This window comes from Synechococcus sp. CCY9201, from assembly GCF_034931105.1.
Lineage (GTDB): Bacteria > Cyanobacteriota > Cyanobacteriia > PCC-6307 > Cyanobiaceae > CBW1002.
Genome location: NZ_JAYGIC010000117.1, coordinates 1 through 19,745 on the forward strand (window position 1 = coordinate 1; position 19,745 = coordinate 19,745).

General features: G+C 66.1%; 19 protein-coding genes. 9 read left to right on the forward strand and 10 right to left on the reverse strand.

Going from position 1 to position 19,745, the window contains the following annotated elements:
• From VB716_RS11425 to VB716_RS11435, 3 genes are all read right to left on the reverse strand, one after another.
• Nucleotides 1–871 (reverse strand): CoA-binding protein (locus tag VB716_RS11425; RefSeq protein WP_323270542.1); only part of this gene is annotated, 871 nt, incomplete at its 3' end.
• The gene (locus tag VB716_RS11430; protein WP_197153996.1) at nt 868–1,278 is read right to left on the reverse strand and encodes a hypothetical protein; all 411 of its coding nucleotides are present in this window, start codon (nt 1,276–1,278) and stop codon (nt 868–870) included. The genes VB716_RS11425 and VB716_RS11430, both read right to left, overlap by 4 nt.
• A gap of 110 nt (nt 1,279–1,388) precedes the next feature.
• Complete coding sequence (locus VB716_RS11435; protein ID WP_231597771.1) at nt 1,389–1,709, reverse strand: lactate dehydrogenase; 321 nt, start codon at nt 1,707–1,709, stop codon at nt 1,389–1,391.
• A gap of 36 nt (nt 1,710–1,745) precedes the next feature.
• Between VB716_RS11435 and VB716_RS11440 the strand changes: the two genes are divergently transcribed.
• A complete protein-coding gene (locus VB716_RS11440) occupies nt 1,746–1,910 on the forward strand; it encodes a hypothetical protein (RefSeq protein ID WP_197159363.1) in 165 nt (54 codons plus the stop codon).
• Nucleotides 1,911–2,243: 333 nt separating this feature from the next.
• Here the strand turns inward: VB716_RS11440 and gluQRS are convergent, their stop codons facing one another.
• The 3 genes from gluQRS to VB716_RS11455 form a co-directional block, all read right to left on the reverse strand.
• Complete coding sequence (gene gluQRS, locus VB716_RS11445; RefSeq protein ID WP_323270552.1) at nt 2,244–3,215, reverse strand: tRNA glutamyl-Q(34) synthetase GluQRS; 972 nt, start codon at nt 3,213–3,215, stop codon at nt 2,244–2,246.
• A gap of 127 nt (nt 3,216–3,342) precedes the next feature.
• A complete protein-coding gene (locus VB716_RS11450) occupies nt 3,343–3,618 on the reverse strand; it encodes an HU family DNA-binding protein (protein ID WP_197153997.1) in 276 nt (91 codons plus the stop codon).
• Nucleotides 3,619–3,791: 173 nt separating this feature from the next.
• Entirely contained in the window at nt 3,792–4,481 is a 690-nt protein-coding gene (locus VB716_RS11455; protein WP_197169729.1) for an MBL fold metallo-hydrolase, read from the reverse strand.
• Nucleotides 4,482–4,589: 108 nt separating this feature from the next.
• Between VB716_RS11455 and VB716_RS11460 the strand changes: the two genes are divergently transcribed.
• Both VB716_RS11460 and VB716_RS11465 read left to right on the forward strand, forming a co-directional pair.
• Complete coding sequence (locus VB716_RS11460) at nt 4,590–6,677, forward strand: isoamylase (RefSeq protein ID WP_322757423.1); 2,088 nt, start codon at nt 4,590–4,592, stop codon at nt 6,675–6,677.
• A gap of 274 nt (nt 6,678–6,951) precedes the next feature.
• Nucleotides 6,952–7,686: a transglutaminase family protein gene (locus VB716_RS11465; RefSeq protein WP_322757422.1), complete on the forward strand. Its 735-nt coding sequence runs from the start codon at nt 6,952–6,954 to the stop codon at nt 7,684–7,686.
• 133 nt (nt 7,687–7,819) lie between these two features.
• Here the strand turns inward: VB716_RS11465 and VB716_RS11470 are convergent, their stop codons facing one another.
• On the reverse strand, nt 7,820–10,066 hold the full coding sequence (locus VB716_RS11470; protein ID WP_323270543.1) for an AAA family ATPase: 2,247 nt from the start codon (nt 10,064–10,066) through the stop codon (nt 7,820–7,822).
• Between the two features lie 366 nt (nt 10,067–10,432).
• Here VB716_RS11470 and VB716_RS11475 point away from each other — a divergent pair, with 366 nt between their 5' ends.
• Together VB716_RS11475 and VB716_RS11480 are read left to right on the forward strand one after the other, a co-directional pair.
• Nucleotides 10,433–11,002, forward strand: a complete 570-nt coding sequence (locus tag VB716_RS11475; protein ID WP_322757420.1) for an alpha/beta hydrolase — start codon at nt 10,433–10,435, stop codon at nt 11,000–11,002.
• A gap of 66 nt (nt 11,003–11,068) precedes the next feature.
• Nucleotides 11,069–12,184, forward strand: coding sequence for a glycosyltransferase family 2 protein (locus VB716_RS11480; RefSeq protein WP_323270544.1), 1,116 nt, complete (start codon nt 11,069–11,071; stop codon nt 12,182–12,184).
• Nucleotides 12,185–12,195: 11 nt separating this feature from the next.
• Here the strand turns inward: VB716_RS11480 and VB716_RS11485 are convergent, their stop codons facing one another.
• Nucleotides 12,196–14,391, reverse strand: a complete 2,196-nt coding sequence (locus tag VB716_RS11485; protein ID WP_323270545.1) for a beta-glucosidase family protein — start codon at nt 14,389–14,391, stop codon at nt 12,196–12,198.
• Between the two features lie 72 nt (nt 14,392–14,463).
• Entirely contained in the window at nt 14,464–14,616 is a 153-nt protein-coding gene (locus VB716_RS11490) for a hypothetical protein (RefSeq protein ID WP_231597774.1), read from the reverse strand.
• Between the two features lie 87 nt (nt 14,617–14,703).
• Here VB716_RS11490 and VB716_RS11495 point away from each other — a divergent pair, with 87 nt between their 5' ends.
• The 3 genes from VB716_RS11495 (at nt 14,704) to VB716_RS11505 (ending at nt 16,165) form a co-directional block, all read left to right on the forward strand.
• The gene (locus VB716_RS11495) at nt 14,704–14,976 is read left to right on the forward strand and encodes a hypothetical protein (protein WP_323270546.1); all 273 of its coding nucleotides are present in this window, start codon (nt 14,704–14,706) and stop codon (nt 14,974–14,976) included.
• 369 nt (nt 14,977–15,345) lie between these two features.
• Entirely contained in the window at nt 15,346–15,834 is a 489-nt protein-coding gene (locus VB716_RS11500) for a DUF3122 domain-containing protein (protein ID WP_323270547.1), read from the forward strand.
• A 73-nt stretch (nt 15,835–15,907) separates the two neighbouring features.
• Nucleotides 15,908–16,165 (forward strand): FeoA family protein, encoded by a 258-nt coding sequence (locus VB716_RS11505; RefSeq protein WP_197154005.1) that lies wholly within the window; start codon nt 15,908–15,910, stop codon nt 16,163–16,165.
• Here VB716_RS11505 and feoB read toward each other — a convergent pair.
• A complete protein-coding gene (gene feoB, locus VB716_RS11510) occupies nt 16,138–17,922 on the reverse strand; it encodes a ferrous iron transport protein B (RefSeq protein WP_322757415.1) in 1,785 nt (594 codons plus the stop codon). The genes VB716_RS11505 and feoB overlap by 28 nt on opposite strands.
• A gap of 468 nt (nt 17,923–18,390) precedes the next feature.
• Between feoB and psbA the strand changes: the two genes are divergently transcribed.
• On the forward strand, nt 18,391–19,470 hold the full coding sequence (psbA, locus tag VB716_RS11515; protein ID WP_197154007.1) for a photosystem II q(b) protein: 1,080 nt from the start codon (nt 18,391–18,393) through the stop codon (nt 19,468–19,470).
• The last annotated feature ends 275 nt before the right edge of the window (nt 19,471–19,745 follow it).

Sequence of the window (19,745 nt, forward strand, 5' to 3'; positions counted from 1 at the left end):
CCACGTCGCTGCCCGCCAGGGCCCCGGTGTGGGAGGCCGCCGCCCGCGCCGCCTCGGCACTGCGCCCGCCCTTGATCAGCACGATCGGTTTGGTCAGCGCCACCTCGCGCGCAGCCGAGAGGAAGGCGCGGGCATCGCCGATCGCCTCCATGTAGATCACGATGCTGCGCGTGGCGGGATCGTCACCCAGATAGGTGATCAGATCGCCCCAGCCCACATCCAGCATCGAGCCCATCGACACGAAGGCGCTGAAGCCCACCCCCTGCTGATGGCTCCAGTCGAGCACCGCGGTGCAGATCGCCCCGGACTGGCTCAGGAAGCCCACATGGCCTGGCGCCGCCATGCCGGAGGCGAAGGTGGCATTGAGCCCCAGGCGGGGGTTCATCAGCCCCAGGCAGTTGGGGCCGAGCAGCCGCAACCCGGAGCCGCGCAGCGTCTCGCGCAGCTGGTTCTCCAGCGCAAGCCCTGCGGGCCCCACCTCCCGGAAGCCCGCGGAGATCACAATCACCGCCTTCACCCCGGCGGCGGCGCACTCCGCCAGCCGCTGGGGCACGGTGGCGGCCGGCGTGGCGATCAGGGCCAGATCCACCGGCTCGGGAATCTCCGCCACGCTGGCGCTGCAGCGCACTCCCAGCACGCTGTGGCGCCGCGGATTGACCGGATAGACCGTGCCGCCGAAGGGCGAGCGGATCAGGTTCCAGAGCAGGGTGCGGCCCACGCTGCCGGGCCGCTCGCTGGCACCGATCACAGCCACGCAGCCTGGCCTGAACAGGGCCCCGAGCGGCTGCCTCTCGCTGCGCAGGATGTCGTAGGTGGGGTCGGTGCTTCTGCCCTGGCCATGGCCGGGGGTGCGGCCCACTGGGTCGGTCATGGCAGGCGCTCGCGATGGTGCGGCTCTGTCATCCAGCCGACAGCAGGTTCCCCGCCGTCCATCACAGCCGAATTCTGCCCGTCAACATCGGGCTCCTGCAGCTGGAAAGTGAGTTGATCCAGATCGATGCGATGGGGCTCCAGGCGGGCCTGACAACCCGCGAGCAGATCGGCGGCCTGCTCGGTGCCGAGGCCGCCGAAGAGCTCCGTTCCGCGAGGCCCGTCGCGGGCCACCAGCGGCCCGCGGCCGCAGAGTCTCAGGCAGCCCACCGCTCGGATCAGCACGGCGGCCTCACCGGCTTCGCCGTTGGCGCGGGCCGCAAGCAAGGCCCTGCGCAGCCGTTCACTGCCGGCGCTGCGGCAGCTGCTGGCACTGCAGCAGCGCAGCACGACGGGCTCACGGCTCATGGCGTTCCCCCCGCTGGGTATCGCCGCTGGAACGTTCAGGCACGACGGGCAGGCGGCTGATCCCTGCGTCTGCTTTAGCCAGGTCAGCCGCCGCTGTCAGCGAGCCGCTCTCAGGTTTCGTTGCCGCCGAACATGTCGTCGTACCCCTGGTAGGGATCGAACTCGTTCCATCCCGGGCTGGCTTCGTCGAACAGGCCGAAGCGAGCGGCTTCGTCGTCCATCAGGGTGTTGCCGGTGGGCCGGGTGTCGCAGGTGATGCCGCCATCGGCATCCTGCACACAGTTCTGGAACACCACGCCGGCCTGGCCCGCACCCGCGCCGATCAGGGCGAGGGCGGCGGCAGGGGCAAGCCCCCGGATCAGTACCCGCAGAGACAGAGCTCGCAGAGGCTGTTCACCCAAAGAGAGAACGCGCAGGGACAGCCTGTCCATCGGAAGCTCGAACGGGACGGATGTCATCAGTGTGGAATGGCGCAGACCGGCTGGGATGATGGCCAGGCGTTGATCCCACCGGACATGTACACCGACTGGACAGCCGTGGCCCTGCTGCTGCTCACCGCAGCTCCTCTGGCGATCGTGGTGGGCACGGCCGGCTTCTTCATCTGGAAGCAGAAGCGTTCGTCACAACGGTGATGTGGTCCGAAAGCCCCCGTGACAGCGGGCCGCTCCAGGACCCTTCGATCAGCCTCCGCAGCGTGTTGCCCTGTTCTGTGGTCCTGAGCTGGCCCTGCCCGAGGCAGTCGAGACAGGTGCGGAACTGTTGATCGCCGTGGCGCAGGATGCCGCTGCCGCCGCATTGGCGGCATTGGGTTGACACGCTGCTGTAGCCCTTGCCACTGGCCATCACAGCCGTGCTGGCTTCGGCATCGGCTCCGATGGCTGCATGGGGTCTTGGGCTTTGCATCTCCGGTCCTCGTCGATTCGGTGGCGGCGGAGCAGAGCTGCAGAGCCAGCCGCCGAGATGCTTCAACTGTGGGCGATTTTGGTTGTTCTGATCCCGAAACCTTCCTTAAGGTCTGAGGCCAGGTCATCGGCACGCGGCTCCTGCCTGCTCAGCTGACGCAACAGCTCACTGAGCAACTCGGCGCTGCTGATCCGGCTGCCATCCGGTACCAGCCCCAGGCTCGCGGCCAGGAGCCCGATCGCCGCCGGCCCATCCAGACCCTGCTGACGCAGGCCCGCCGCTCCCTCGGCTCCCTCCCGTTTGCTCAGCCGCCGGCCCTGCCCGTCGCGCCAGAGCGGCAGATGGCAGTAGCGGGGTGGCGTGGCCCCCAGTTCAGCCATCACCGCCACCTGGGCACCACTGGCCCAGCGAAGGTCCTCGCCCCGCACCACATCGGTGACGCCGAACAGCAGCTCATCCACGGCCGTGGCGAGGTGATAGGCCACGAATCCATCGGAGCGCCGCAGCACCACATCCCCCACCTCGGTGGCACCATCCAGCCGGCCGGGAGCCCCACGGCGCTCCGGCCACAGCAGCGCCCCCTCCGCCAGCCGCAACCGCCAGCTGGGCAGCCGCTCCTGGAGGAAGCCCCATTGGGGCAGCCGCTCCCTGCAGTACCCCGGATACACCGCCGGCTGGCCATGGGGCGCGGAGATGTCCGCCAGCAGACGGCGGCTGCAGCGGCAGGGGTAGAGACGCCCGGCCCGGCGCAGGGCTGAGAGCACGCTGGCGTAGAGGCCGCGGCGTTCGCTCTGGCGAATCACCGGCCCGTCCCAGTCCAGCTCCAGCCAGCGAAGATCAGCCAGGATCCCGTCTTCAGCTCCGGCTCGGTTGCGCGGCGTGTCGAGATCGTCGAGTCGCAGCAACCATTCCCCGCCGGCCAGGCGGGCATCGAGCCAGCTCAGCAGAGCCGTGCGCAGATTGCCCCGGTGCAGTGGGCCGGTGGGCGAGGGGGCGTAACGACCGCGGTAGCGGCTGCGCGAACGCAGCTCCATCCCCTGCTCGAGCTGCGCCTGCAGATGGCGGGGCAACGCAAGGGAGGGCACGGAGAAACGTGGGCTTCAGCGAGAAAAAAAGCGGCCCTGCAGGACCGCACCTGATCCAGGGGGATGAATCGGGGACTCAGCCCTGAACGCGGTCCTTGAACATCTTGCCGGCCGTGAAGGCAGGAACCTTCTTGGCCGGGATCTTGATCTTCTCGCCGGTCTTGGGGTTGAGTCCCTGCCGTTCCGAGCGCTTGCGGGCTTCGAAGGAGCCGAATCCAAGGATCGACACCTTCTTGTCTTCCACCACCGAATCGATGATGGTGTCGATCAGGGCGTCGACCACCTGGGCCACATCGGTCTTGGTCTGCTCCGTGCGGGCTGCCACGAGGTTGACGAGGTCTGCTTTGTTCATCGGACGGTGAAAAATCTCAGGTCGGCGGTGGAGGGCTGGCTGATCGGCGCGGGTTCCGACCGCCGTTTTTGGGTGGGGCGCGCCAATGGTATGGGCACTGATCCCGGTCGGCAACTCGACAGACGGCTTGCCGCAAGGGATCTCGGCCAGTCTGGAGAGTGGGGATACCCCCGTCAAGCCGCTGTAGCGACCTGTTCGGCAAGTTCGCTGATCAGGGAACTGCCGCCGGCCAACAGTTTGTCGCCCCGCAGGGCACCAAGCCCGCCGCCGCAGGCGATCCACTGGGGTGAGGCCGGCGGTAGCCACTGGCGAAGCCGCACCAGACTGCGCTGCTGCCGCGGCCAGTGGAAGGTGCGGGGAGTGCGCAGCGGTACCAGCCGCCCCGGTGCCGTGGGCCCCAGCAGCCTGCCGCAGAACAGGATGTCGAGCCCCGCCGCTGCTGGCGCCTGGACGTGAATCACGCAGGAGCCTGGGGTAGGGCCGGGGGTCCAGAGCAGCCGCAGCCCCGGGGCCGGCTCGGCCTCCTCCCCCCAGTCGACCCGGTCCTGCAGGTTGGGCAGGAGGTAAGACTCCTGTTCCTGCACCAGCACGGGCCAGCCCAGCCGTTCCTGCAGCCGCCGCACCCGGCCATGGCCCTCGCGGCTGGTGAGCACGATCCGGCCCAGGGCCGGCCGTGCCTCCAGAAAGGTGAGATTGGCCTCGCTGAGGGCGGGGCAGTCCACCAGCAGATCGCCATCCGCCAGGGCGAGCAGCCAGGCGGTGCCTCCCTGGCAGTCGCGATTGGGCGCAAAGCACCAGAGTCCGGGAAGCACAGCCAGGGGAGGACGGCCCGGATCGATCGGAGGTGCGGACAGGATGGCCATGGCAATGGGCTCTCCATTGAATCCGGTCCTGCCGCCGGTGCTGCAGTGGCGGTGCCCGTGGCGTGTGGCAGGGTCTGCCTTAGCCTGATCACGCCCAAGGCCGGGTCGTTGTCTTCAATCCGGATCGGTCATCCCTGGCCCCTGGGAGCCGCGACCACCAGCCATGGCGTGAATTTTTCTGTGGCCGCCCCCGCGGCCACGCGGCTTGAGCTGCTCCTGTTCCCCCATGGAGAGGCCAGCGAGCCGGATCGGGTGATTGAGCTCGACCACCGCCATCGCTCCGGCGACCACTGGCATGTGGAGGTGGAGGGTGTCGGGATCGGCTGCTGTTACGCCTACCGGGTCTTCGGACCGATCCAGCCGGGCGGCCACGGCTTCAACCCCTCCAAGGTGCTGCTCGATCCCTGCGCGCGGGCGATCGCCGGCTGGCAGAGCTATCGGCGCGGTACGGCCGTGGGCAGCGTGCCCAACACCGCCTGCTGTCTCAAGGGCGTGGTGACGGAGCGGGATCGCTTCGATTTCGTCGTCGCTCCGCGTCCTCGCCACAGCTGGCAGTCCACGGTGATCTACGAGCTGCATGTGGGCGGCTTCACCCAGGGGGGCGGCGTTCCGGTGGCGGCCGAACGCCAGGGCACCCTGCTGGGGCTGATCGACACCATCCCCTATCTGCGGGAGCTGGGGGTGACCACGATCGAACTGCTGCCCGTGATGGCCTTCGATCCCCAGGATGCGCCACCCGGTCGCCTGAACCACTGGGGCTACAGCCCCCTGAGCTGGATGGCGCCCCATCCCGCCTACCTGCAGGGGGACGACCCGCTGCAGGCCCGTGAGCAGATGCGGCAGCTGGTGATGGCCTGTCATCAGGCGGGTCTGGAGGTGCTCCTGGATGTGGTGTACAACCACACCACCGAGGGGAACCAGGCCGGCCCCACCCTCAGCTGGCGGGGCTTTGGCGATCGCCTGTATTACCAGCAGAACGAGCGCGGCGACTATCTCGACGTCAGTGGCTGCGGCAACACGATCGCTGCCAACCGGCCCCTGGTTCGGCGCCTGATCCTGGAATCCCTGCGTTGCTGGGCGGTGGAGCTGGGCATCGACGGCTTCCGCTTCGATCTGGGCATCGCCCTGAGCCGCGGCGAGCAGCTGGCCCCCCTCAATGATCCTCCCCTGTTCGAGGCCATGGAGGCCGATCCGGAGCTGAGTGATCTGAAGATGATCAGCGAACCCTGGGATTGTGGCGGCCTCTATCGCCTGGCCGACTTCCCCGCCCGGCGAGTGGCCACCTGGAACGGCCGCTTTCGCGATGACCTGCGCCGCTTCTGGAAGGGAGACGATCGCACCTGCTGGCCGGTGGGGCAGCGGCTCAGCGGCAGCCCCGATCTGTTCACCGCTGTGCCGGTGCATCCGGGCCAGTGCATCACCTTCCTCACCGCCCACGACGGCTTCACCCTGGCTGATCTGGTCAGTTTCAACGGCAAGCACAACCTCGCCAACGGCGAGGACAACCGCGACGGCGATAACCACAACAACAGCTGGAATCACGGGGTGGAGGGGCCCAGCACCGACAACGCCATCAGCGTCCTGCGGGATCGCCAGATCAGGAATCTGCTGGCCTCGCTGTTATTGGCGCCAGGGGTGCCGATGCTGCTGATGGGCGACGAGGTGCGCCGCAGCCAGGGGGGCAATAACAACACCTGGTGCCAGGACAATCCGCTCGGATGGATGCACTGGCAGCCCGATGCCGAAGACCTGGCCCTGCGCACCTATGTGATTCGACTGCTCACCCTGCGTCGCCATCTGGCGGCCCTGCTCAACCCGGAAGCGCCCTTTCTCGATGGCCTGGTGGAAGAAGCGCCCGGTTCGGAACCTTCCCATCTGTGGCGGGAGTGGCACGGGGTTGAGCTGCGCAAGCCCGACTGGGCCAGCTGGTCCCACACCCTGGCCTGGAGCCTGCACGATCCCCACCATGGCGCCCTGCTGTGGTGCGGCATGAATGCCTATGGCAAGGCCATGCATTTCGACCTGCCGCCCTGCCCCGCCGGCTGGATGCGGATCATCGATACGGCCCTGCCCGCGGGTCTGGATCTGCCTGCCCGTCCGGAGCGGTGGAGCCCGTCCGGGGCTCCGCTGGAGAGCCGCAGCCTGATGCTGATGCTGGCGGCACCCCTGGTGAAGGGATTGCGGCTGAAGGGCTGATGATTGCAAGACTGATGGCGGATTTCAGGTTCCGCCGCGCTGGGGACACTGACGCTGCCGGCACATCTCTGACACAGGCTGCCGATCTGAATCAAATGCCGTACCGCATCGACAGCAGACGCGCACACAGGCCTGCAGACAGAGCTGCACGGCTTTGCAGCAGGATCTGAGCCGCTAGATTGAGAGAGGATTTCGCTGGTGAGCCTGCCACATGTGGCTGCGCACAGGCTGTAGTTTAACCTTCACTATCACAGCGCCAACCCCCTTCATTCTGATGCTGCGATTGCGCAGTGGCGCTCAGCAATGGATCGCTCGGGAAGAATACAGATTAAATCCCTACATCCCCGTATTCGAGTACACGGATGGTTACGGCAATCTCTGCCAGCGACTGGTTGCCCTCCCGGGCCCGCTTGCCATTCACACCACATCCGAAGTGCTGACCGCTGACCACGTTGACCAGGCGCCGGGAGCGCCCATTGTCACCATCGAGAATCTTCCCGAAAACGTGCTCAGCTACCTGTTGCCAAGTCGCTATTGCGAATCCGACCGATTCGGCCTCATGGCCGCAGACATTGTAGCCGGACAACGACTCGGCTACGACCAGGTCAAGGCAATTGAAAGCTGGTTGCGCAGCACAATTCGTTATGAACCAGGCATCAATTACATTCCCCTATCGGCCACGGAAGTCCATGCAAAAGGATCGGGAGTCTGTCGCGATCTAGCTCACCTTGGCATTGCTCTTTGCCGCAGCCTGAGCATCCCAGCACGATTGGTGGCTGGATATCTTTATGGGCTCAGGCCCATGGACCTGCACGCCTGGTTTGAAGCCTACGTTGCAGGGCGTTGGTATACCTTTGATGCCACGCAGACCGAGCTTCGTGGTGGCTATGTGGTGATCGGCTATGGCCGCGATGCCGCCGATGTGGCGATTTACAATCAGTTTGGGCCTGCTGTACACCCAGAAACGCAGAGCGTTCATGTTGATCGCCTGGACGGAGGCGACAGCTGATGGCACCGACTGCAGCGCAGCAGGCCTGAACCACGCGCCATGCAGAACCACGCGATCGACGCAACGCTGACGTGGCGCGCGACGATCGGTCTGTCGTGGGGCCAGGGCAGAGACTCACGATCCGCACCTGGCTTCAGTCCCTGAGGCATCGATTGGAGAAGAAAAACTGCGGTGCTTCCGGTTGCCGCCTGCTGGGCTCGGCGGCCCCAGCGGCCTTGCGCGGCGGCGCGGCGTCCGTCTCCCCATAGACCGCAAGGGCAGCTCGAACATGCCGCAGCAACTCCTGACGCATCCCATCGGGTGCCTCGATGCGAAGCTCGCCTCCGAAGCCGAACAGCCAGTTGCGCAGGTCCACATCACGGGCCACCGTCCAGCTGGGCAGGTCCAGCTCCACCGGATAGGGATGGCTGTCGTCTTTTGCATTCGGCCTCAGCACATGGGGCGCCTTGGGGTGGCGCCACCAGCGATCACCCGCCAGGGGAAGGGAGAAGCGGGTGTGCTCGATCGGGTAGCGCGCCACCCCCTCGCGAATGAAGGCGAAAGCCGAAGCGGTACAGGAGAAGCGCAGGGTCTCCAGGGCCGTGTCGCGCAGCCGCGCTGAGCTGCTGGCGATGGCGAGCTGCGGCGCCAGCTCCTCGCCGAAGTAGATGCCGCCGCAATGGTGCAGCAGGCGCTCGACCCGTTGCAGGGAGCGGCGATGCTCCTCAGGACTGCGGCGCAACCGCCCCTCGCTGCGGGTCAGAGCCAGTCGATCGAGCCGCTCGCTGCGGATCAATCCCTCCGCCTGCCCCACCTGGTCGTCCTCGTAGAGGAGATACCAACCGATGTTGTGGAAGATCAACTGGAGCGGCCACACCCTCAGAATCCCTTGAGGGCTTTCTGGAAAACTGCCGGCGGAGGCGAACCGCTCCAGGCACACCCGCCGGTGTTCCAGGATCGCCGTCTCGATCCGCTCGGCCTGCCGGGGTGCAGCGAGCGACTCCCTGCGAACAAGGGCGGCTTCGAGGATGGAGTGGCGGGCATAGCTGCGCACCGGCAGGGCTTCGCTGATGTCGAGTCCCGCCCAGCCCAGCCGTTCATCCAGTTCGGTCAGCAGCTCCTGGGCCGAGGGATCAGCGAGTCGCCCGGCGGCCTGGCGCACCACGTCGTGCACCTCCCGCAGCCGCGCCGCCGAGAGGATGGCGGTGCCGAGGCAGTAGCCATGGCGGACGTTGTCGTTGCGGGAGCGGAAGCCGTAGGGGGTGAGGATCTTTTCGATGTCCTTGCGCAGGGTGGCGCTTTCGCCGCGGAGATAGGCGCCGGGAATCGCTTCGATCTGGGCGATCAGGTGCTGGTGCAGATTGCTCCCCTTTTCCCCCGCCCGATCGAAGGGGGCTTGCAACATGTGGCGCAGCAGGGTCATCACCCGCAGGAACACCGGGCCATCGGCCATGGGCGGCGAGCCACCGTGCACACCCCCACTGGCCGGCACAGCCGGGCGCCGCAGCGGCTGATCCGCCGGTCCCGGCTCCAGCAGCTGGATCGGTGCATCGACCGCCACAGCACTGGTGAAGCCGTTCTGCTCGAGCCAGAGCAGGTCACGGCGGAGGGCTGCGGCATCGGCGTAGCAGTCGCCATGCAGACGGCGCAGATAGGCTGCGGCCCGTTCGGCCAGGTCCCCTTGCGGCGGTGGTGACACCCAGGCTTCCAGTTCCTCCCGCGTCCCCGGATCGGAGGCCTCGAGATCGGGGAAGGAGACCAGCAGGCGAATCAGGTGAAGCAGCCGCTCCAGATCGAGCAGGCGCGAGTACCCGTGTCGCTGCAGCCGATTCTCGCGATTGCGGGACGATCGAATCCGCTTGTCGAGACCGGCCAGTTCGCTCTGCAGCACCGGCACCAGATCGTCATGGTGGCTGGGCACCAGGGCGCAGATCGCCGCAAAGCCCTCGCTGCGCTGCGGGCCGGCATGGGAATCGGCCAGGGCGGCGGCCATCTCCTGAATCACCGGCACCGGCACGGGGCGCTCGCGTCGCTGGTTCCACTCCAGGCAGGTGGGCAGGGGCGTATGGAGCCACCAGCCGATCCACTCCACGGCCACCGGCAGCGACAGGGCCTGGGTGATTGCCAGCCGCCAGGCCCGCCTGGCATGGGTGGCATCCACGATCACCGGGCTGCCGTTGGCCACCGCCTCCTGCAGGCGCTGGTGCAGGCGTTGCTGGATGTCGCCCCAGGGCCCCTGAACGGCCGCATCGCCGAACACCTCGGCGCGGATCGCATCCGTGGAGAGCACCACCGCGGGCGGCTGTCCGGGGCCGCTGAGCAGGGGAGCCAGGGCTCGCGCCAGGGTGGTCTTGCCACTGGCGGGTGGACCGATCAGCAGGTGGCAACGCAGTGGCGCCATGGGGCAGACGACCGGATTCTCCCCAGTTTTTCGCACGCAACCTGCACCCGCCAGTCCTTCACTGGCAAACGCTGGCATCACAAGCCAGACCCGGGTACCACAAGCATGGCGGCTGGGACGGGCACTGCTCTAGCTGCCTCTGCAGGAGCAGTCCTTGCTCAAGGCCCTGGATCGAGCGGGGATCACGCGACGCCGTGCCGGTTTCCACTCCCGGTCGGCTCTTCTGCAAATCGGAGGAATGCCGTTGAATTTTTTCCAGACGCTTGCGGGGCACCCACGATTTCTCCTCCCTCTCCTGCACCCGCCGTCGCCGCCACACCGCCCGCGTCCGATGCTCCGGCGCCGTCGGCCCCTCCCCTGGTGCTGGTGCATGGGCTGCTGGACAGCCCGCAGGTCTTTGATCGGTTGAAACGGGAGCTGGGGGACCGCCGCCATCCGCTGCTGATCCCCGATCTGCCGTTGCGCTTGGGCCGCACACCGATCGAAGAGGCAGCCGTTCTGCTCGGCAGCCACATCGAGGCGGCCTTCGGGCTGGATCAGCCCATCGATCTGCTGGGGTTCTCGATCGGTGGTGTGATCGCCCGCACCTGGATCCAGCTGCTGGGGGGCTATCGGCGCACCCGGCGGTTCATCAGCGTCGGCAGCCCGCAGCAGGGCACGCTCACGGCCGAGCTGTGGCCCCGCCAGCTGGTGGCCGGCATCGCCGATCTGAAGATGGGCAGCCCCCTGTTACAGCAGCTCAACAGCGATCAGGACGCCCTGCGCGGGATCGATTGCCACAGCTTCTACTCCGCCATCGATCTGGCCGTGCTGCCGGGATGGCGTGCCGTGCTGCCGGTGGGAGGGCGCACCATGCTGCCGGTCTGGACCCATCCCCAGATCCTGCGTGACCCCGCCTCGATCCGGCCCCTGGCCCAGGAGCTGCTGCGGCCCTGAACGGGGATCCCTACTGGCCCCCCAGGGGAAGCCGCATAGCGTTGGGGTGATCCGGCAGGCAGGCCTTTGATCGACTTGCTCGGTATCTCGTTGTTGGTGCGCTGGCTGCTGGGCTGGTTCCTCTCCCTGCGCATGCCCCTGCTGCCGGAGGCCTCCCTCAGTCAGGTGCCGCGGGTCTCGGTGCTGATCCCGGCCCGCAATGAGGAGACCACCCTGCCCAACCTGCTGGCCGCCCTGAACCGCCAGAGCGTACGGCCGCTGGAGGTGATCGTGATCGACGACCACTCCACCGATCGCACCGCCTCGATCGCCATGGAGTGTGCCCAGGAGCTGCCGATCACCGTCATGCAACCGCCGCCGCTGCCGCAGGGTTGGTGCGGCAAGACCTGGGCCTTGCACAACGGCGTACGAGCCAGCCACGGCGAGGTGCTCGTGTTCCTGGATGCCGACACCGAGCCCCTGCCGAGCTTCCTCGAACGGCTGCTGGCGAAGCACCAGACCCTGGGTGGACTGGTGTCCGTGCAGCCCTACCACCGCACGGAGAAGCCCTATGAACAGCTCTCGGTGCTGTTCAATCTGGTGGGGCTGATGGCCGTGCCCCTGGGCCAGGGCAGTGGCGTCGCCTTCGGTCCGGCGCTGGTGACCAGCCGCATCGACTACGACCGCAGCGGCGGCCATGCCGCCGTGGCGGGGAAGGTGGTGGAAGACTGGTTTCTAGGCCACTGCTATGAACAGGCGGGCCTGCAGGTGAGCGCCTTCCTCGGCCTCGGCGCGATCGACTACCGCATGTATCCCGGTGGTCTGCGCGACATGGTGACGGGCTTCGGCAAGAACTTCGCCACCGCCGCTGGCGAGGTGCGCTGGCCCTGGATGCTGGCTGTGCTGTTGTGGCTGTCGGGGCTGTTCTGGGCCGCCTGGTGCCTGCCGGCCTCCCTGCTGGGCTGGCCGATGGTGGGCGATCCGGCCCTGCTGCCCAATGCCGTGGTGTACGGGGCCTACGCGCTGCAGCTGCTGCTGATCACCCGCCGGGTGGGTCGTTTCGGCTGGATCAACCTCGTGTTCCCGATCCCCGTTCTGTTCTTCATCGGCGTCTTCGTGCTGGCGATTCTCAACCTCGAGCGCGGTCGCGTCAGCTGGAAGGGCCGCACCTTCAGCACCCGCGACCGAGCCAGAACAGCCTGAGGCTGCTGGCGTCAGCGGCCCAGGATGCGGCCTTCGACCTGCAACTCCAGGGCAAGTCCAGCGTCTTCGGCATGGCGCGCCACCACCAGCCGGTGCAGGCCAGGTTCGAGCACGAAGCCATCGCTGGATTCCTCGAAGTAGGCAAGCCGCCGCAGCGGGATCCGCAGCACGAGGCGCCTCTGCTCTGCCATCGCCAGGCTGGCCCTCTGGAAGCCCACCAGCACCCGAGCGGGGCGTTCCACCTGCCGGCCGGGCGGCTCCAGGTAGACCTGAACCACCTCATCGGCCTCCATCGCGCCCCCATTGCGCACCGTGACCTCCACCACCAGCTCGCCCTCCTCCCCGGCCTGCGGCTCGATCGCGGCTGTGAGGTCTGCCAGCTCGAAAAGGCTGTAGGAGAGTCCGTAGCCGAAGGGATAGGCGGCGCGATGGCCCTCACGCCGCAGGCGGCGGTAGCCATGCCACAGGTCGTAGGTGACCTGCTGGGCGCGGGGCTCGAAGGGCGGCAGATGCGCCGCATTGGTGGGGATTGTGAAGGGGAGGCGCCCGGATGGGGAGACCCGGCCCAGCAGCACGTCGGCCAGAGCCTCGCCGCCCCGCTGCCCCGGGTACCAGAGCAGCAGCAGGCCGGGCACCCGGTCGTGCCACCCCTCGGTGAGGATGGCGCCACCACCCATCAGCACCACCACGGTGCGTGGATTGGCGGCGGCCACCGCCTCGATCAGCGCCACCTGCTCAGGCGGCAGATCCAGCCCGGTGCGATCTCCCGCGGCGAAGTCGCCGCCCCGCCTGGCCGAGCCGTAGCTGGTGATCCAGGCGATCAGGCGGGCCACGGGTCGCCAGAGCGGCAACACCCGGCTCCGCCCCAGGCGCAGCAGGCCATCGGGCGGGGGGACCTGCTGCAGGATCGGGGCAATGTCGCCGGGATGGATGTGCTCTCCCTCCAGGCGCCAGTCCAGCCCCAGCACCAGCAGGGCCGCGTCGCACTCGGCAGCCAGGGCCGCGGCCGCCTGGGGATCGGCGCCATCGGCAACCGTCAGCCGCAGCTCCGGGGCGGCGGCCTGCAGGCCCGCCAGGGGTGTGACCACCGATCCCGGCTCGGGCCGGGTGTCCGAGGAACCCCGATCGCCCAGGTTCGCCACCGCCAGATACGGACCGATCACGGCCAGGGAGTGCAGACCCCGCAGGGGCAGCACCGATCCTTCGTTCTTCAGCAGCACGATCGACTTGGTGGCCGCCTCCCGGGCCAGTTGCCGATGGTCGGCGCCGTGGCGCAGGGACATCGGATAGGAGCCTGGAGGAACCGTGAGCTGGGCCTGCAAGAGCCGCAGCACTGCCTCGTCAATGCGGTGGATCGGCAGGCGCCCATCCGCCACCGCCTCGCTGAGGCTGCCCTCGAAGATCATCCGGAACGGCATCTCCAGGTCCTGGCCCGCCAGCAGAGCCCGCACCCCATCCCGCACACCGAAGATGAAGTCGGTCACGACAAACCCCCGGAACCGCCAGCGGGTCTTGAGGATGTCCTGCAGCAGCTGGGGATGCTGACCGCACCATTCGCCATTGAGCCGGTTGTAGGCACTCATCACCGAGCCGGCGCCGGCCTTGACGCAGTCGCGGAAATGGGGAAGGTAGAGCTCATGCAGCACCCGCTGCGAGGCACGAACGTCCACCAGGAAGCGGGAGCTGTCGATCGAGTTGAGCGCAAAGTGCTTGACGCAGGCGATGGTGTGGCGCTGCAGACCGCGGGTCATCGCTGCTCCCATGGCGCCCAGATGCACCGGGTCTTCGCCATAGGTCTCCTGGGCCCGGCCCCAACCGGGATGGCGCAGCAGGTTGACGCACACCGCGGCCACCCAGTCGGCCCCGAAGCTGCGGGCCTCGCGGGCGATCGCCTCGCCGATCCTCTCCTCCAGCTCGGGATCCCAGGTGGCACCGCGGGCGATCGGTACCGGAAAGGTGGTGGCACCCCCTTCGAGCACCACACCGCGGGGACCATCGACAAACTGCAGCCCCTTCAGGCCCAGCCTCGGCAGGCAACCGGTGGGCCAGGGATGGCGATGGGAGGCATCCCGGGTGGCGATGTCCACCATGCCGGCCCAGAACGGGGTGTCGCCGTCGAGCAGATGCAGCTTCTCGGCCAGGCTCATCTCCGCCAGCAGCGACAGAGCCCGGGCCTGAGACGCAGGGTCGGGAGCGGGATCAGTCACCGCCTCAACCTAGGAACATCCTCCAGTTCCGCCACGCTGCTCAACAATGCCTGCTGCGGCTGCGGCTGCGGATCAGCGGGGCGGGACTTCATGACAACGCCCATCCATCCATCGGGCTCCCAGGACGTCTGGCTTGACCAGCTCATGGTCCTCGAAACTGAGGGTACGGCGGGCGATCGTGGTGCGGTGCTTCAGGTCGTGGCGATGGTCGAGATGAATCACCACGGGAGCAACCCGAAAGGGGATTCCTAGGGCCCGAGCATCTGGACTGGGAACTCCAACAGCAACATCATCAGTATCGTTGTCGGAGAGATGGAAACTGTTGGTTTCCTTCTCCTCAAACGTGATCTGATCGCGGGAGGTCTGCACCGGCACGGTCAGGCCATCAGCGAAACGAACCTGATCATCCCCTTGGCCGACATCGACCCTGAAATCGATCGTTCCCTCAGGATCATCCCGATGGCGACAGCCCATCACACTCCGCAATACCGTCCAGACCAAGCCGATCTACGGAATTATGGAGACGGAATGGACCGACGTGATCCTGCATTGCTGTCACCTTCCTCTGATGCTCCAGATGAATGAAGAACGGCACTCCCCTCCGGTCAATGGGCAGCGACCATGCCGCAAAGATTGTCGAGGTCGTGCAGATCGCCGAGCCCTGTAATCTCAGGAGGTCTGGCGAACCTGCCAGCCGTTCCCCCTTTTGAAAGGGGCGATCGAATCCACAGGCCCAGAACCTGGCTCAGCCGCCAGAACGAAGCTGGGATGGGCTGTGACCACCACGACTCCGAAGATCAGGTGCGACGCACGATCAGCTCCGGATTCATTCAAAACGCTAGCGTGATGAAGTCGTGATGCGGAATTGCCGTCATGAGAATCTCTGTCCTGGTCGCCTGCGGGCCAGATCTGGGAGTGCGGCGATCCTGGCGCCGGTGCTGGCAGACCCTGCTGATGGTCCGCCTTGTTGCCTTCCTTCTGATCCTGGGGCTGGGGATTGCCCCACCGGCTCTGGCTGCAGCCGATATTCAGCGCTGGTCGCAGGGCGACACCAGCGGCGATCGCTGGCTGGTCAGCCTGTTCGAGCAGCCTGATCCGGATTTCGAGGCCGGCTGGCGACTGCGGCTCAATGGCCTGGGCCCGGATCAGCATCCGGATCATGGCCGCTCTGTCGCCATCGAGGACACCATGGGCAATCACTGGGAGCTGCCCAACCGAAGCCAGGAAATGGTGCCCGCCGGGGAGACGGCCATTCCCGATGGATCGGCTCAGTTCGATCTGGCGGAGCTGATGCCACGGCCCAGTTCCGCCCTGCCCCTGAGGCTGTTGGTGCCGATGCAGGGTGGGGCCGATCGGGAGCTGGTGCTGATCCCCGACATGATCGCCGCCATCAGCACACTGCCCCGGGCTCCTGCAGAGGCAGCCGACCATCCAGTCAGCTGAACCGAGCAGGCTCGCCCAGGAATCCACCATGCGGGACCTAGAGTTGTCCAGCGCCCGGAGCAGTCGCGCAGCCATGATCCTCAGCCAGGCCTCTGCCGGCGACCACGTCACCCTGCAGACCCTGCCAGGCCATCCAGCGCTTTGCCAGCGGTTGAAGGCGATGGGCATCAAACCGGGTGTTCGCCTCGAAGTGATCCGGCGTGGCAGACCTGGCGGGATTCTCCATCTCGCCCATGGCATGTTCGAGTTCATGCTGCGCCAGGAGCATGCCAGGCAGATGGAGGTCTGCGCCGATGAAGCCGCTCAGGCCAGCAGCCAGCCGCCGGCCTGATACACCAGCAGAGCCATCAACCAGGCCAGCGACAGCGACCAACCCACGGACATGAGCGCAAACATCCTGCTTTTCGATTCCTTCAGCTGAATCGCCACCGTTGACAGGCAGGGGGTGTAGAGCAGGGTGAAGGTCATGAAACTGAGCGCCTGCAAGGGTGTGATCGCGCTCTGGATCGCTGTTCCCAGGCCGCTCTCACTGGTGCGGTAGATCACAGCCATGGCCCCCAGCAGGATTTCCTTGGCGATGAATCCGAAGAACAACGACACCGTGAGATCCGGGGTCATACCGATCGGCGCCAGCAACGGTTGAAAGAGCCCACCGATGGCACTCGCCAGACTGGCGCCACTGCCGGAGGCCGCCGCCGGGGGAAGGTTGGTCAGCAACCACACCGCCGCAGCACCGATCACGATGAACAGGCGCGTGCTGGTGACGAAGTTGAGCATCTCCATCCAGGCCCGTTGCAGAATCGTGCCCAGGCTCGGCTGGCGATAAGGCGGCAGTTCCAGCACGAAAGCCTCATCACTGCGGTAGGCTCGCTTGAACAGAAGTCCTGTGATGATCGCCGCCAGGAAACTGAGCAGATAGAAGGCGAAGACCACAAGCCCAGGAGCCCACCAGGGTTTAGGGAAAAAGATTCCAGCCAGAAAGATGAAGACGGTGAGCCTCGCCTGGCAGAGGGCAAACGGAATCACCAGCATGGTGAGCAACCGCATGGCGCGATCGCGGATCACGCGGGTGCCTAGAATTGCCGGCACATTGCAGCCGCAACCCATCACCTGCAGCACGAAGGCGCGACCATCCAGGCCGAGCCAGTGCATGAAGCCATCCATCAGAAAGGCGGCCCGTGGAAGATAGCCCGAGTCTTCCACCACAGCCATCACCAGATAGAAGACAAAGATCAGCGGCGTGAAACTGACGACGGTGGTGACACCCATCCAGACGCCGTCCACCAGAAAGCCCTGCAGCAACTCCGGGGTGCCGAGGTTCGCAAGGGGAGGAACAATCAGGTGGTTCTCAATCGCATCGAAGATCACCCCCAGAACCTCCTGAAGGCTGCCACCAACGATGTAGAGCCCCTGGAACATGATCAGCACAATCGCCAGGAACACCAGCGGGCCCACCACGGGATTGAGCAGAATCCGATCGAGGCCGCGGCTTCTCGTCACACGCCTGTCCGGCGGCATCACCACGACACCTGCAAGCAGCTCCGCCACCTGCCGATCCAGCGCCTCATCGACAGGTGAAGCGGCCGCAATGGTGGGGCAAGGGTCTGCCTGGACGGTATGGAGAGTGTGGAGCAGCGCCTCCAGGCCCTCACGACTCTTGGCGTTGATCGCCAGCACCGGCATCTCCAGCCGCCGACTCAGGGCAGCGTGGTCAATGCGGATGCCATAACGTCTGGCTTCATCACTCATGTTGAGCGCCAGCACGGTGGCAACGCCCAGGCTTCGCACCTGCAGGGCCAGGGCGATCTGGGTGCTGATCTGACTGGCGTTGATCACCACCAGCGCCAGATCCGGCGGGGTTGTTTGCAGGTAACTCTGGACGATTGCTTCGTCTTCACTGGAGCCACTGAGGTCGTGGATACCTGGTAGGTCGACCAGCTCGAACCGACGACCATCGGCGGCCGGCGGCAGATCGCCACAGAGCAGATCAACGGTGAGCCCGGGCCAGTTGGCGATATGGGCATGGCGACCGGTCAGCCGGCTGTAGAGCGTCGACTTGCCGGTGTTGGGCAGGCCCAGCAACGCCACCGTGACGGAGGCGGAGCCTGGAGGCTTGGTTGACGGCCCATGGCATCCGCCAGCCGAACCAAAGCGCCGACGTTGGGCCCCGCCCTGGGCAGAGGCCTCTGCAGCTTCGGAATGTTTCATGCCTGGCACGCACCGGGTCGAAGGAGTTGAGACCAGCCAGCCCCAGGCGGGACGTGAACCCGACGGAAGTCACCGCCATTGTCCAGTCTGCTCGACAAGGCAGCCCCCTGGTCGAGGGACATGGCCCCACTCGGATGGAGCGTGGACAGCTGAGAAAGACAGAGCCCAAAGGGGAGAGCGGGGCCGCAGCAGCACGCCAAAAACTCAGGCACAACTACTTATTCTCCTTTGCTCCGTTAAAGCGCTTTCAACGCTAGTGTTGTATGAGGAAGAGACGGATGCTGGCTGGCTCGCCCTCCCGGCAGGGCCGGCCCCTCCGCTTTCCATTCTCCCTTTGCTCCTGTGTCGATGACGTCTGCCTCAGTCGCTCCATCCCGGAGCCGCCCGTGGGAGTCCTTCAAGGACTGGATCACCAGCACCAGCAACCGCCTCTATATCGGCTGGTTCGGTGTGCTGATGATCCCCACCCTGCTGGCGGCAGCCATCTGCTTCATCGTTGCCTTCATCGCCGCTCCGCCCGTCGACATCGACGGCATCCGCGAACCCGTGACCGGCAGCCTGCTTTACGGCAACAACATCATCACGGCCGCGGTGGTGCCCAGCTCCAATGCGATCGGTCTGCACTTTTACCCCATCTGGGAAGCCAGCAGCCTCGATGAGTGGCTGTACAACGGCGGCCCCTATCAATTGATCATTTTCCACTTCCTGATCGGCATCTATGCCTATCTCGGCCGCGAGTGGGAACTGAGCTACCGCCTGGGCATGCGCCCCTGGATTGCCGTGGCCTACAGCGCCCCCGTGGGTGCCGCCACCGCCGTGCTGCTGGTGTATGCCATCGGGCAAGGCTCCTTTTCAGACCCCATGCCCCTGGGGATCAGTGGCACCTTCAACTTCATGATGGTGCTGCAAGCCGAGCACAATGTGCTCATGCATCCGTTTCACATGCTGGGCGTGGCCGGCATCTTTGGTGGCAGTCTGTTCTCTGCCATGCATGGCTCCCTGGTGACCAGTTCCCTGGTGCGGGAAACCACCGAGAGCGAGTCTCAGAACCGAGGCTACAAGTTCGGTCAGGAAGAAGAGACCTATAACATCGTGGCCGCCCATGGCTACTTCGGCCGCCTGATCTTCCAGTACGCCTCCTTCAATAACAGCCGCAGCCTCCACTTCTTCCTGGCAGCCTGGCCTGTGGTGGGGATCTGGTTTGCCACCCTGGCCGTGATCAGCTTCTCGTTCAATGTCAACGGCTTCAACTTCAACCATTCAGTGCTCGACCATCAAGGCCATGTGATCAACACCTGGGCCGATATTCTCAACCGCGGCGGTCTTGGTATCGAGGCCATCCACGAACGCAATACCCATAACTTCCCGCTCGATCTTGCCGCAGTGGAAAGCCAGCCCGTTGCCCTGAGTGCACCAGCGATCGGTTAGTGAGACTTTGAATCTCGCCCAGTCGATCCATCACTGAGCCGGTGCCGCTGGCTGCTCCGTGGAGCCAGCTGCGTCACTAAGACGCTCCCTCGCACGGGCCGGGATCACTCCAGGCCCGTGGTTCGTTCAGGCGTGCCTGCCATGAACAGATCCACGAGCGACACCCAGAGCTCTCAACCTGCTCACCTTCGCTCCAGTGACCTGGACAGAAACCGACTTCTGAGATGGCAGCAAACCCTGGTGGGCTTGAGCTGCTGCCCCAGCCCAGCCCCTTT

Bases quoted from the DNA above. Each gene is read 5' to 3' on its own strand.
- VB716_RS11430 (WP_197153996.1), bottom strand. From the start codon at position 1,278: ATGAGCCGTGAGCCCGTCGTGCTGCGCTGCTGCAGTGCCAGCAGCTGC.
- VB716_RS11435 (WP_231597771.1), bottom strand. From the start codon at position 1,709: ATGGACAGGCTGTCCCTGCGCGTTCTCTCTTTGGGTGAACAGCCTCTG.
- VB716_RS11440 (WP_197159363.1), top strand. From the start codon at position 1,746: ATGGCGCAGACCGGCTGGGATGATGGCCAGGCGTTGATCCCACCGGAC.
- gluQRS (WP_323270552.1), bottom strand. From the start codon at position 3,215: ATGGAGCTGCGTTCGCGCAGCCGCTACCGCGGTCGTTACGCCCCCTCG.
- VB716_RS11450 (WP_197153997.1), bottom strand. From the start codon at position 3,618: ATGAACAAAGCAGACCTCGTCAACCTCGTGGCAGCCCGCACGGAGCAG.
- VB716_RS11455 (WP_197169729.1), bottom strand. From the start codon at position 4,481: ATGGCCATCCTGTCCGCACCTCCGATCGATCCGGGCCGTCCTCCCCTG.
- VB716_RS11465 (WP_322757422.1), top strand. From the start codon at position 6,952: ATGCTGCGATTGCGCAGTGGCGCTCAGCAATGGATCGCTCGGGAAGAA.
- VB716_RS11470 (WP_323270543.1), bottom strand. From the start codon at position 10,066: ATGGCGCCACTGCGTTGCCACCTGCTGATCGGTCCACCCGCCAGTGGC.
- VB716_RS11495 (WP_323270546.1), top strand. From the start codon at position 14,704: ATGGAAACTGTTGGTTTCCTTCTCCTCAAACGTGATCTGATCGCGGGA.
- VB716_RS11500 (WP_323270547.1), top strand. From the start codon at position 15,346: ATGGTCCGCCTTGTTGCCTTCCTTCTGATCCTGGGGCTGGGGATTGCC.
- VB716_RS11505 (WP_197154005.1), top strand. From the start codon at position 15,908: ATGATCCTCAGCCAGGCCTCTGCCGGCGACCACGTCACCCTGCAGACC.
- psbA (WP_197154007.1), top strand. From the start codon at position 18,391: ATGACGTCTGCCTCAGTCGCTCCATCCCGGAGCCGCCCGTGGGAGTCC.